Origin of the sequence: Tunturibacter gelidoferens, assembly GCF_040358255.1 — a bacterium.
Classification (GTDB): Bacteria; Acidobacteriota; Terriglobia; order Terriglobales; family Acidobacteriaceae; genus Edaphobacter; species Edaphobacter gelidiferens.
This window is the reverse complement of record NZ_CP132938.1, coordinates 526,347-539,005: the sequence shown is the minus strand read 5'-3', so window position 1 is coordinate 539,005 and position 12,659 is coordinate 526,347. Positions and strand designations below refer to the sequence as shown.

General features: G+C 54.2%; 7 protein-coding genes. All 7 read left to right on the top strand.

What is annotated here, in order from left to right; genetic code table 11:
* The first annotated feature begins 52 nt into the window (after positions 1 to 52).
* Positions 53 to 2,632, top strand: a complete 2,580-nt coding sequence (locus RBB81_RS02795) for a beta-glucosidase (RefSeq protein ID WP_353072644.1) — start codon at positions 53 to 55, stop codon at positions 2,630 to 2,632.
* 1,109 nt (positions 2,633 to 3,741) lie between these two features.
* Positions 3,742 to 6,705: a hypothetical protein gene (locus RBB81_RS02790; protein ID WP_353072643.1), complete on the top strand. Its 2,964-nt coding sequence runs from the start codon at positions 3,742 to 3,744 to the stop codon at positions 6,703 to 6,705.
* 7 nt (positions 6,706 to 6,712) lie between these two features.
* On the top strand, positions 6,713 to 7,792 hold the full coding sequence (locus tag RBB81_RS02785; RefSeq protein ID WP_179586460.1) for a VWA domain-containing protein: 1,080 nt from the start codon (positions 6,713 to 6,715) through the stop codon (positions 7,790 to 7,792).
* A 161-nt stretch (positions 7,793 to 7,953) separates the two neighbouring features.
* The gene (locus RBB81_RS02780; protein ID WP_183791245.1) at positions 7,954 to 8,808 is read left to right on the top strand and encodes a tryptophan 2,3-dioxygenase; all 855 of its coding nucleotides are present in this window, start codon (positions 7,954 to 7,956) and stop codon (positions 8,806 to 8,808) included.
* Positions 8,805 to 10,007: an aminotransferase class V-fold PLP-dependent enzyme gene (locus RBB81_RS02775; RefSeq protein ID WP_353072642.1), complete on the top strand. Its 1,203-nt coding sequence runs from the start codon at positions 8,805 to 8,807 to the stop codon at positions 10,005 to 10,007. The genes RBB81_RS02780 and RBB81_RS02775 overlap by 4 nt, the downstream gene beginning before the upstream one ends.
* Before the next feature lie 579 nt (positions 10,008 to 10,586).
* A complete protein-coding gene (locus tag RBB81_RS02770; protein ID WP_183791249.1) occupies positions 10,587 to 11,075 on the top strand; it encodes a c-type cytochrome in 489 nt (162 codons plus the stop codon).
* 292 nt (positions 11,076 to 11,367) lie between these two features.
* Positions 11,368 to 12,621, top strand: coding sequence for a threonine/serine ThrE exporter family protein (locus RBB81_RS02765; protein WP_353072641.1), 1,254 nt, complete (start codon positions 11,368 to 11,370; stop codon positions 12,619 to 12,621).
* Positions 12,622 to 12,659 lie beyond the last annotated feature (38 nt).

Below are 12,659 nucleotides of genomic sequence, written 5' to 3'. Positions count from 1 at the left end.
AAAGTTTCTACCGGAATCCAATTCACTCAGGCCGGAGCTCCTCGAAATGTTCATGCGCAACCGCCCGCTCTTCACATGCCACGCCATCGCAGTCAGCGCTCTCTTTCTGACGAGTCTTTCCAGCTCTGCACAATTCGTTGGCAGCGATCCACAAGCTGTCGACAAGCGCGTCAACGATCTCCTTGCCAACATGACGCTCGACGAAAAGATCGATCTCATCGGTGGCGATACACCTTTTAGAACCCACTCCATTCCGCGGTTGAACATTCCCTACTTCCAAATGGCGGACGGTCCTGTGGGTGCGCACATTCCCGCGCCCACCATTGCGTATGCCGCAGGCATTGGTCTCGCGGCTTCGTGGGATAGGGCGCTCGCTCTACGCATCGGGCAGCAACTGGGGCGCGATTCTCGCTCTCGCGGCGCGGCTTTTCTCCTTGGCCCAGGGGTAAACATTTATCGCGCGCCCATGAATGGTCGTAACTTCGAATACTTCGGCGAGGATCCTTTCCTGGCAAGTGCGATCGCCGTCGGCTATATACAAGGCGTCCAGCAAGAGGGAGTTTCGGCGACTGTCAAGCACTACCTGGGTAACAACTCCGAGTATCTTCGCCACGATTCAGACTCGGTCATCGATGAACGGACACTTCGTGAGATCTACATGCCCGTCTTTGAGGCCGCCGTGAAGACTGCCAGAGTAGGCGCGATCATGGACTCCTACAACATCACCAATGGTGAGCACATGACGCAAAACGGGCGTCTTAACATCACCGTCGCAAAGGATCAATGGCACTTTCCAGGCGTCATTATGTCGGATTGGGTCGCAACCTACGATACCGCTGCAGCCGTAAAAGGCGGCCTTGATCTTGAGATGCCCTTTGGCGTCTACCTCTCCAAAGAAAAGATACTTCCACTACTGAAGAATGGCACCATCACTCAGGCCGAGATCGATGAGAAGGTGCGCCGAATCCTCCGCGTGGCAGTCGACTTCGGCTGGCTCGACAGACCACAGTTGGACACCACTATCCCTCGCTACAACCTCGACGGCCGTGCGGCCTCTTTGCAGGCGGCGCTTGAAGGCGCAGTCCTGCTCAAGAATGACAACAACGCGCTTCCTCTTAACAAAACTCAACTTAAGACGATCGCAGTTCTCGGACCCACGGCAACCCAGACCGTGACTACTGGTGGCGGCAGCGGCGAGGTAGTCAGCTTTGCCAATACCAACCTCCTGGTAGGCGTCAGCAATTTCGTTGGCCCGCAGACAAAAGTTCTCTACGCTCGCGGCCTCCGTAGCGTCAACCAGATGTCACGTTTGACACGTTTCACAACCGATGCGCAGGGCACAACCCCAGGGGTAACACACACAACCTTCGCAAAGGCGAACCTCGAAGGAGATATCACTGGCACCGCCACCGAGACGGCGATGCTCACCGCCGGTTCCACCCGCCGCGAACCTGAAGAGCAGGAGCTCAATGCGCTTACCTCTCACAGGAGCGCATCTCCCTACGTGCGCACCACTACCAGCAGCCGTTGGACCGGTTATTACACTCCAGCCGACGCAGGCAAGTTCGCAATCTTCGTCCAGACCGATGGGAAGTATCGGCTTCTAGTGGACGACGTGGTCGTCTTCGACAGCTCCGTAGTCCCCAAATACATCCTCAACCAAACAACTTTGGACCTCACCCAGGCGCCGCATAAAGTGGTTTTGGAGCAACTCTCCCAGCAGCTCGGTTCTGTCTCCGGCATGCGAGTCGGCATTGCTCCTCTCAGTACGATCGTAGAGAAAGATGCACTCGAAATGGCTTCGCACGCCGATACGGTAATTCTTGCAGTGGGTTTCAATGCATCATCAGAGTCTGAAGGCGGAGACCGCACCTTCGAGCTTCCTGTCGGCCAGGAGCAGCTTATCCAGCAAATTGCCGCCCTCGGAAAGAAGACAATCGTGTTCATCACCTCCGGTGGCAGTGTCGATATTTCAAACTGGAAAGATAAGGTTCAGGGAATCTTCGAGACTTGGTATGCAGGGGAGGAGGGTGGCACCGCAGCGGCTCGCCTCCTTTTCGGCGAAGATAATCCGTCTGGTCATTTGCCTATCAGCTGGGAAAAGAAGATCACGGATAATCCCAGTTATCGCAACTATTATCCGGACGCCGGCACCAACAAAATCGTTTATCGAGAGGGTATCTTCGTGGGCTACCGTGGATACGAGCACAATCACGTAGAGCCGCAGTATCCGTTTGGATTCGGGCTCTCCTATACGACCTTCTCGTTCAGCAAGCTAAAGAGCACTCCGTCGGTCGACGGCCATATTACTGTAACGTGCGATGTCACAAATACAGGCGGTCGTTTAGGGGCAACTGTTGCCCAACTGTATGTTGGTCAGGCTTCAACCACGGTAGAGCGCCCCGCAAAAGAACTAAAAGGTTTTGAACGGATCGTTCTGCAACCGGGCGAGACAGGGCACATCTCGTTTAGCCTTAACTCTCGCAGCTTTAGTTACTTCGATGTCAAGTCTTCAAGCTGGCGGGCCGACGCTGGAGCATACGATTTAACACTGGGCGATTCCTCACAAGACAGTCAGCAGAAGATTACGGTCCAACTTGAAAAGTCTCTGACCTCGTCTGTTAGTGACTAGCCGACTATCAAGGACTTCAAGACGTTGGCTTGAACGCGGTCGGAAAGCAGGCCTGCAATCGTTCGTCGCGAGGGTGGCCGGTTGTGGTCTGCGCAGGGTCGGCAGCACCATGATTGCGCGAGATCGAATTGGATTTCGGGCGGGGAATCAGACCGAAGATCCAATTTCCCAGACATGAGATAGGCTTTTCCTCCCTCATGCCGGTGTAGTCCTAACAAGAGGCACAGAATGTGCGGCTGAATCTGCTTGAACGGTTAGGACCGGTTAAAGAGCAAGCCCCAATACATAAGTAAGAGATAAGAGTCTTTGATACTGAGGTAAAGCTCCGTCGCTTCCTACGGTGATTCTGGGAGCGGACGACGGTGAGCTTTGCGAGGTATCTATAACATAATAAAATGTTTATTAGTTAATTTGACGTTCAGGGGCTCCATTCTGAGCCAGGACATGTCGTTGCACGGGCTTATCCTCCAGACTGACATATGAACTTGGAATAAGTCGCGGTAAACGACAGTGGCTGTTGGATTCCGTGATGCACCACCAACGTCGATGAAAAAGAACGCGATGCCAGCGACCGGGGGATGCGCGGAACGAAGTCCCTCTCCTGAAGGTTTTTTAGGATTTTGTGTGTTCTGCGCTGGCAAATGGCGGCACAGAGGTAGTAGAGTACCCTCCAACACTGCATGCCGTAAATCTTCTTGATCAGAGGTGTTGAGGCATAAACCGGTTAGGGCACGCCTACCCGTCGAAGGGAACAGCCGATAGATTGCGTATCTGTGAAATAACCCGAGTTCGCGGTAGAATTCCGGTTCTTAGTTTTCGACCCATATAGACTTCGTTCCTTTATTGGGTTGTCACACCCGCTGTCGTCGGCGCTATAAGTCTTCACGGTTCTTAGAAGGTGTCCAGCGATGAAGTCTCCTTTCCGTCTATCGCCCATTCCCACAGCAGTATGGCTATGTTTTAGTGTTTATTGCCTGATTCACCCTTGCGGCGCGAGTCAGGCAGCATCCCTATCGGCTTCATCGGACTCCCAGTCGCTCGCGACAAACACGCCAGCCCCTCAAAGGGATAATGTCATCATCCCCGGTCCTCTTCGATCTTTTCTCCGTATGGCCGGCATTAGTCAAAAGGCCTCCGAAGCCGATGTGTTGGCCCTACTAGCACGAAACATCTACCTTCGTGGCTATCAGCAGAGCACTCCGACCGAATTCCTTATCTTGATTGATCGATATGTTAGTCAGGCGAGAGAGCTTCAAGTTCTGGCAGGAGCGAGCAGCACCATCCGGGTTGCCGGTTGTGACGACGCTGGCACGCTGGTTCAGATCCTGGGTTACCGGCTGCGGGAAGGGTGTGGTCAGAAAAACTTTACCTTAGAGACGGCAAACCCCGAGAGAGCTTTTCTTACGATCGATTCAGGCTTTCCTCTGGTTGAACTCGAAGAAGCTCTCCAGAAGGGGATACCGTTTACGTATTCCTATCCGGCTTCTCGGGTTCCAGTGCTGTTCCACGAAAGCGACTGGATGGGGCTAAGCCAAAGTGCGAAGTCAAGGTCGGGTAGCCTGATAGACGCGCTGCTCAGCGACGCTTCTGTGGCTCGCCTTTATTGGGCCCTAGCTAAAATAGACGACGAAACCACCCTCGCATTGCGGAATTCGCCAGGTCTAAGGAAACTGCTCCCGTTTGGAAGCATCCTGGATTTTTATGGAAGCCAAGTATGTATTCGCTCTGGGCGAGTGATTGTACCCGGGGGAGAGAGTGCTGCCGGGGATTGGAAGGAACTGGTTGGCGCGAGTCCAGAGTCGTCCGGGGACTTCATCGCCGCCTTGCTTGCGAAAGACAGCGGCTGGCTGGCTGCCTACTATGACACCTTGTCGCGTGTCAGTCGGACGCAGCAAATGCACCTTACGGAAGCTCCGCGCCTCAAACAACTTTACGACGTATTTCGCAAAGGCGCCAACGGAAGCAATGCCGTTAGAGGAGTATTTCCGAGAGCACCCGATCTTTTGGTGCTGTTTACTCGCATTCAATGGGAGTCTAACGGCGATTCCCACGTGCCAGGAAATCTCGACGTTTGGAAAGAGATTCTTCTCCAAAAGTCTGACTCTAAAACCGTTCGCAGTTGGGTCAAACGAGCCCGGAACTGGGATCGTCCAGAACAGTTGCTCGAAACATTGACCGCACTTTCCTCGATAGACAGTAATAGCGGACCGCTTCAAATTTATCTCACGTTGAGTGAATTAGACCGCGTGCGCCAGCCAGGGAATCACTTATCCGCAGAGACAGTGCGTCAACTGGCTGATCGATTTTCAGAGCTGAACAATTGGTATTTGGTGTTCGCTGAGTTCCCAGAATTGAACGAAGCAGGCATCACCAGCTTCATGAAATCGACAGACGCAATCGACAAAATCTCCAACCAGACAATGCGTGGGAATGCCCTGGGAGCTTTTCAGGCGACTGTCGGGCTCTGGCAGATCCTCGCCCGACAAGGACAAATTCCAGAGCGCGAACTGAATACGTCATGGCAGAAAGTGATTGAACCATTCACCACGATCTCCTCCTCCACACAACTCTTCGACAGTACCCAGAAATCTCTCCAGGAACTTCTGCTTGCGGCAGGCGCTAAGGCAGACTCCTCTCAAGAAGAACTCGTTGAGTTGCTTGCAGGCCCACGTCAGGTAACTCCAGACGGACTACGCGAGCATATCGCATTAACCGCCAGAATCAATTCGGTTTTGGAAGACCAGCGGCTCGTTTCCCTTGACACGTTATTCGCCCTCAGTGATGGCCTTAAGGAGATGGCTCAAGGGAAAGGCAAGAGCGACGCACTGCTTCCACTTGCGGCAGAACTCCGCGAATTTGACCTGCCACGCCCTATCTTCACCAACAGTGAGAAGATCAGCTGGGCGCCTCCGAACTACACCGCACATCACGCGGAACTGCAGGTGCGTACGGATTTGACGAAGGTTATTAAAGAGCAAGGTTCGCACGTGCAGCTTGAAACAGCTCGTGGCCAGCTCACGCCTTTTCTGCGCGATACTCTGGTTGGTTTGAACTACGCGTACTATGAACCTCCCGGGGCTCAGATGCTTCACCATAATCCGCTCTTCGTTCGCTCGCACGACTTTCTTGGAGTTTCGATACAGAGCCCGGATCGACTCTGGAGCGCTCCCATGCTGTTGGGCGCAGGATCACCTGCTGGCGGCGGAGCATATCTGGTTGGATCTTTAGTCGATCTGTCTTATGCGTTAGCGACAACGGAGCAGGACTTTATCTCTCCGGAAAACATACAAGCACTAATCTGGAAAGATTTAGTGCCGGAACTTCTAGTTAGCGCCACCCTCCCGCGCTGGTGGAGCGTGACCCCGGTTGAACTTCATGCCGTCACCCTTTATCAGAAATCTGGAGAAGAGTTGTTGATGGCGTCTGCAGGAAATGCCCAGATCAGGGAGAGGATAATCGGAATCCTCTCCGATCGCTTGACGTCGCAACGATTGGAACGAGTTCAACAGTCACTGTTTCGTACCGAAGACGTGGCTGCGATGCTTCGGCGGATGACCCCGGCCGAGACATCTTACCTTGCTGCCGAGTATGGTAGTAGATTTCCCGAAGAAAAGGGTTCCTGGGGACCAGCAAGTCAACAACTGCAGGAGCTGCAACAACAGTTTCCAGTTGAAGTAAGCTGGGAGCATCTATCGAGAGACTTCGGTGTGCCCCATCCGACGCTGGCCCGAACCAACGCTTGTCAGTTGCTGAATGTAAAACCCTTCCCCTTCTTTGGCTCTTATTCCAGCCGCCTCTTTGGAGAGTCATGGGAGTCCAGTAACTTATATTGGGCTCGCCTCGCAGATGAGATGGGTTATTCACCTGTGGCGCTAAACAGCCTTGTTCCAGAACTGAGCCGACGTGCCATCAGTAAGATCTTTGCGACGGAGCCCGATGATTGGCCGGCAATTCTTCGTGCCATTCAAGAAACAGGAGAGGAGTTTCGACAGGGCAAAACTGCCGGTTTCCCTGGCAGCAATATCACTTCTACGATGTCTGGGCGGGCGGGAAACGATGCGAACACACATTAGGAAAAGTATGGCAAAGCGAAATTTTCTATTTCTCTGGTTACTTTCATTCCCCTTCTACGGTGGTGGCTCCGGCGCTGCCCAAGATGATTCTTCGCGCATTCGCGTGAGCGTCGTGCTTGTACAACTGAATATCGCCGTAACTGACGGGAAGGGGAACTACGTTAGTGGTCTTAATCCAGAAGACTTCTCGATTACCGAGGACAAAATTCCCGAAAAAACCGCCACCTTCGAGGAGGGGAACGAACCACCGAGGCGATTGATTGACGTTTCTCCGTCGGGCGGCCACCTTCCGCAGGAGACAGGCAAAGGTGCGGTGACGATCGTGCAGAAATCCGCTGCCGGGGATCCGGTGAAAACTCCAGACTTATGGGCGGCAGGGGCCAACGTTTTTATTCTCTTCGACACCAGCAACTACATGTACCGGGGATTTGTATTCGCGCAGGACTCTATCGCCGATTTCATCCGGTCTCTAGAAGGTGTTAGCAAGGTAGCACTTTATTCTTACAGTCGGGATCTTTCCCGCGTATCTGCGCTTACGTCCGACCGGACGCAAGCCTTGCGTGGCGTGCGCAATACAGTTGCCGGTGATGACGCTGCACTCTATAACTCCCTCTTGCTGACGGTAAAGGATGCCGCCCGTCTCACCGGTAAAAAAGCTATCGTCGTCTTTTCTAATGGTCCTGACAATGCAAGCCTGGTGCCCCCCGAGGATGTGGCGGAGTTGGCCCAATCCACCGGAACAATCATTTATATGATCAGTACTCAGCAAGCCGAAGATGAGCCGGTTTCTACCGCGGTCTTTGAGCGAATGAGCAAGGTCACGGGTGGTAAAGCCTATTTTTCGAAGAGTTGGAGAGATGAGAAACAGGCGTTTGCCTCCATTCGAGATGACCTGGCTCATCTGTACACTCTGAGCTACTATCCACAACCCAATCCAAATCGGGGGTGGCGCACCATAACGGTAAAGCTCGTTGGCAAAAACCTGCAGAAATATCATATTCGGACTCGAGATGGATATCGCCTTCTTCAGCAGACGCAGTCGGCCGATAATTTACCGTTGCCTGGTCCAGATCCTGTTTCGCAGTGATCCAGTGGGCGCCGAAACAGCAATCGCCACGTAAATTCCAGTTCTAGTGGTACCTCCGCACCCAAGGAGATAATCCTGGTACGCGACGCGTAGCCATCGTCATCAAGACCTTCGCTCGCAAATTGTTCCGCGGGGAAGTTAGTATTCGTATGTAGGTGAAGATGACAAATACCAATCAACGCCCGGTCGAACCAAACATCGTAAGCGACTTTTCTGACAGACTAAGCTACTCAGGCTACCTTTCTCTTGACGGCCTACTTGCGCAACAACGACCGCTATCTCAACCGTCACATCACGATGAAATGTTGTTTATCATCCAGCACCAGGTTTCGGAGCTATGGATTAAGCTGGTGATCCACGAGCTTACGGCTGCGATCGACCACATACGCCGTGACAGACTTCCACCCACCCTCAAAATTCTGTCGCGCGTAAAACTCATCCAGATGCAACTCTTCGAGCAGTGGTCTGTTCTCGAAACGCTCACGCCGTCGGAGTATATGGAGTTTCGATCGGTCCTTGGAAGCGCCTCGGGATTTCAGTCGTTCCAGTATCGCAAACTCGAATTTCTCCTTGGCAATAAAAACCTCGACAACCTCAAAGTCTTTGCGCACGATGCGGCGATCTACAACGATCTCAATCGCACCCTCGAATCTCCCAGCCTTTATGACGAGTTCCTGCGATATCTTGCTCGGCACGGCTATAGCATCCCCGACGAATGCCGCGACCGCGACTGGTCTACGCCTCACACCAGGAATGAAGCTCTCGTGGAAGTCTTTCGCGATATATATCGCGACCCAAAACAACATTGGGTGGCGTATGAGATGTGCGAGAAGCTGGTGGACGTGGAAGAATACTTCCAACTCTGGCGCTTCCGTCATCTCAAAACGGTCGAGCGCATCATCGGCTTCCGGCACGGCACCGGCGGTTCCTCGGGCGTGGCCTTTTTGCGACAAGCATTGGAGCTTACTTTTTTTCCTGAGCTTCTGGCTTCGCGAACGGAGGCACCAAGGGAATGAGTCTCGCAGATGCTCTCGCAGCGATAGGCCCAGGTGAGCTCACAGAAGATACTCTCCACCTTCACGTTTTTCCACTCTTCTCCAAAACGCTCGCGGCGCCGGGTATTTATCTGGCGAATCACTCGTTGGGCCGTCCCCTCAATCAGACGGAAGAGGATCTTCGCGAAGGCTTTCACCTCTGGCAAACCAGCCTCGGAGCTGCTTGGGGCCCATGGCTTGAAGAAGAGCACGCGCACCGCACCCGACTTGCGCAACTCATTGGCGCTTCCAGATCCCACTGCATCGTGCCAAAAACCTCAGCAGGACAAGGGCTACGCACTGTTCTCAATGCGCTTCCAGGTATTCCACGCGTCGTCTCGACGACTGGAGAGTTTGACTCGATCGACGTGATCCTAAAGCAATACGCAGCACTCGGCAGAATCGCCCTCCAGTTCGTCTCCTGCGAGGTGGCTGAGGGTGGTATCAATCTCTCACAACTGATGCAGAAGATCCATGATGGCGTCGATCTTGTCGTGATCTCTCAGGTGATGTTTATGACCGGGCAGGTAGTGCCTGATCTTGATCTTCTTGCAGAGCACTGCCATAAGGCGGGCGCTCGTCTCCTCGTGGATGCGTATCATGCTGTCGGAGTCTTCTCAATCGATGTCGCCAGGATGAAAGCTGATTTTATGATCGGAGGAAGTTACAAATACCTTCGTGGCGGTCCTGGAGCAGCCTTTCTTTATATATCTCCGGACGCCCTTTCCAGTGGCCTGAAGCCAATCGACATCGGATGGTTCGCCAAAGACCAACCTTTTCTCTACGATCGACCTGACCCACCACGCTTCGCGCACGGTGGAGACGCATTCCTCGAATCCACTCCTCCAATTTTGACCTACTATCAGGCTCGAGCTGGTCAGCAGTTCGCTCTTCATTTGGGGGTGACCCGAATTCGGGCGTATTGCATCGACCGTCTCAGTCGCCTCAAACGATATCTAGCGGACGTTGGAATCGCAGCGGAGGGCGCGGACGACTCACACGGTGGATTCCTGACGATCGAAAACACTGCGGCAGTATCGCTTGCAGGAACGCTCGAACGGAGCGGTATTACCACCGATGCACGCGGCAATCGGCTTAGGCTTTCACCCGACTACCTCACGTCAGATAGTGCGTTGCGCGAAGTTGCAACCACCCTGGCATCTATTAGTGCCGCAGTCTAGACAATAATTCAGAAACCAAGGTCGGCTCTGGTCTCGACCCGTGCCCCCGGGTTCATTTTTTTGGGCTGGATTTGGTGTTTTTTGCTGGGGATTTTGGCGAAAACCGGTGTTTGGACGTGGTGTTTTGATGGTGTGTTTGTGGTGGAATGCGTGGTGGGGGTGGTGTTTAAGCAGTCAGTTTTCAGGGGTCGAAAGATACGCCATCGATTTCGTATTTATTTTTCAGGTTCCGCCATTCGGCTGCGGAAGCTGCGCCTGAACGGACCAGAAGGAAGAGACAGCGCAACGGTCATGGCCGTTGCAGCCAGAGCGACTCGAAACATGATGACCTCGATTTTGGAGCTTGATAGAGATTACACTGCACAAGGGGGGAAACCTATAAACTTCACCTTACCTCTGACGATGCCCCGCATAGTCTCGGTTCAACACGCTCAACCTGAATGCGAAGATCAAGGCCGGCGAGTTTAACGCTGTTCTCTTTACGCCGGATCAGACAGGCGATTTCAAGGCGAACTGTGGCGTCTACTGCGGTGGGACACGGAACGATGGCGATGACGGTGCATGTGATTCAATAGTGAGATGAGATCGGTTCGTTTCCTTTCCCTGAGTCTGCTCTCGATTTCGTCGATTGGCCTTTCGGGATGCCGCGTCAGCGCACCGTCCGCAGCGGAGACCCATGTCGTCAACTGGACGAAGCACCACATCACGATTGGCGGTAAAAAAGACGTCAACCCAGTGGCCGCAAGCGCAGAGAATATTGAGGATGGCAAACAAAACTTTACCTCGTACTGCATGGTCTGCCACGGACTGGATGGACAGAACACGGGTGTGCCTTTCGCCACGTCGATCTCTCCGCCTATCCCCTCGCTTTCCAGCGCCGAAGTCCAGGCCTATACGGATGGGCAACTTAAGTGGATTATCAAGAACGGTATCTCTCCTTCCGGTATGCCTGCCTCTGCCACGGAATTTTCCGACGACGATATTTGGCACATAGTGCTTTACATTCGGCACCTTCCGCCAGCCGGCAGTCTCGGTGAGCCTACCGTATACGGCGGTTCGGCGAAGTAGCGTCGAAGATTACGCATTGCGCGCCCTGGACAACGGATCTCATGCGCAACCAAGCCCTGCACCACCCAAGCAAGATGAGTTCGACCGCGTATGGTTATAAGAAGATGGTCAAGCGTTACGTAGGCTGCCGTCTCGACCATAGCCCGTAACAAACACTGACCTCCACTGAGTTCGAGTACTAGGATCGAGCCGATTCGGCTCGCGCTGGGGGTGGCTTCATCTTTCAATGTGGGTCGCTTCTGGATCAGAGAACGAATTGCCACCTTCGAATGATGTGCAATGAGGTGCACGTATGAACTTCGAGAAGCGTTCCGATCTTGTCCTCGCCTTTGCTCGAGTCCTGTTCGTGAATGGTCAATCCACGCAACAGACGTTGGACGCGGCCGCCCGGGTGGGCGACATAGTTGGGCAGCACGGCAAGATCTTCGCGCGATGGGGAGAGCTGCAACTCCAGGCGAAGGCTGGGGACGTCGGGCTTCTCACCGCCGTGGCGGCCGATCCTACCGGTGTAGACATGGATCGCGTGGTATCCACGATGCGGGCAATAGAAGATCTCAGCGCTGGCCGGCTCGCGCTCGACGATGCAACGGAGGCCATCAGGACGATTTCACAGGCCCCCCCGGCACCTACATGGCTGTTCACGCTTGCCGCGGCGGCGGGTGCAGTTGCACTAGCGGTGATCTTCGGTGTCGAACATCTATCCGCGACAGCTCTTATATTCGTGAGCGCTGGGGCCGGTGCCATCTTGCGTCGCAAATTAGCGCGCCACAACACAAACGTTTTCCTGCAACCATTCTTCGCCTCGTTGCTCTCTGGCGTTATCGGCGCGCTGGCGGTTCGGTACCAGTTGAGCTCGACCCTGCGCCTTGTCGCAGTTTGCCCATGCATGATCCTGGTGCCAGGGCCGCATGTGCTTAACGGCGCATTGGATCTGGTCAGGGGCCGCGTTGATTTGGGCGCCGCCCGCTTGATCTATGCGGGTCTCGTGGTCTTAGCGATCTCCACAGGACTCCTGCTTGGACTCGCCCTTCTTGGCACGTCCTTTCCTATAGACCCACCCGCCCGGGAGGTACCTCTGTGGCTCGATACGATCGCGGCCGGCGTCGCTGTCTTCGCGTACAGCGTCTTCTTCTCCACACCGCTACGCATGCTGGCGTGGCCAGTCGTCGTTGGAATGCTGGCTCACGCTATCAGGTGGTGGTCCATTGTTGTATTTGGTTCCAATGCCGCAACCGGCGCCGTGGCCGCATGTCTTGTCGTGGGGCTAATTCTCACTCCAGTTTCGCGCCGCTGGCAGATGCCGTTTGCGGCCATCGGCTTCGCTTCGGTGGTATCGATGATACCGGGCGTCTACCTATTCAGGACGGCTAGCGGCCTTGTGCAACTTGCTGTCGGCTCGCATACGACCTCTGAGCTCATAAGCGCGACAGTCGCTGACGGCATGACCGCCGTCACGATCATTCTAGCGATGAGCTTAGGCCTCATCGTTCCGAAGCTGGTAATCGATCGCATAGGTGAGAGTGCTCGATCTTCTCTTTTGAAGTGAAGTCACGCCATCGGTAGGGTCCAGAGTCCTCGACGCGG

Bases quoted from the DNA above. Each gene is read 5' to 3' on its own strand.
- RBB81_RS02795 (WP_353072644.1), top strand. From the start codon at position 53: ATGCGCAACCGCCCGCTCTTCACATGCCACGCCATCGCAGTCAGCGCT.
- RBB81_RS02790 (WP_353072643.1), top strand. From the start codon at position 3,742: ATGGCCGGCATTAGTCAAAAGGCCTCCGAAGCCGATGTGTTGGCCCTA.
- RBB81_RS02785 (WP_179586460.1), top strand. From the start codon at position 6,713: ATGGCAAAGCGAAATTTTCTATTTCTCTGGTTACTTTCATTCCCCTTC.
- RBB81_RS02780 (WP_183791245.1), top strand. From the start codon at position 7,954: ATGACAAATACCAATCAACGCCCGGTCGAACCAAACATCGTAAGCGAC.
- RBB81_RS02775 (WP_353072642.1), top strand. From the start codon at position 8,805: ATGAGTCTCGCAGATGCTCTCGCAGCGATAGGCCCAGGTGAGCTCACA.
- RBB81_RS02770 (WP_183791249.1), top strand. From the start codon at position 10,587: ATGAGATCGGTTCGTTTCCTTTCCCTGAGTCTGCTCTCGATTTCGTCG.
- RBB81_RS02765 (WP_353072641.1), top strand. From the start codon at position 11,368: ATGAACTTCGAGAAGCGTTCCGATCTTGTCCTCGCCTTTGCTCGAGTC.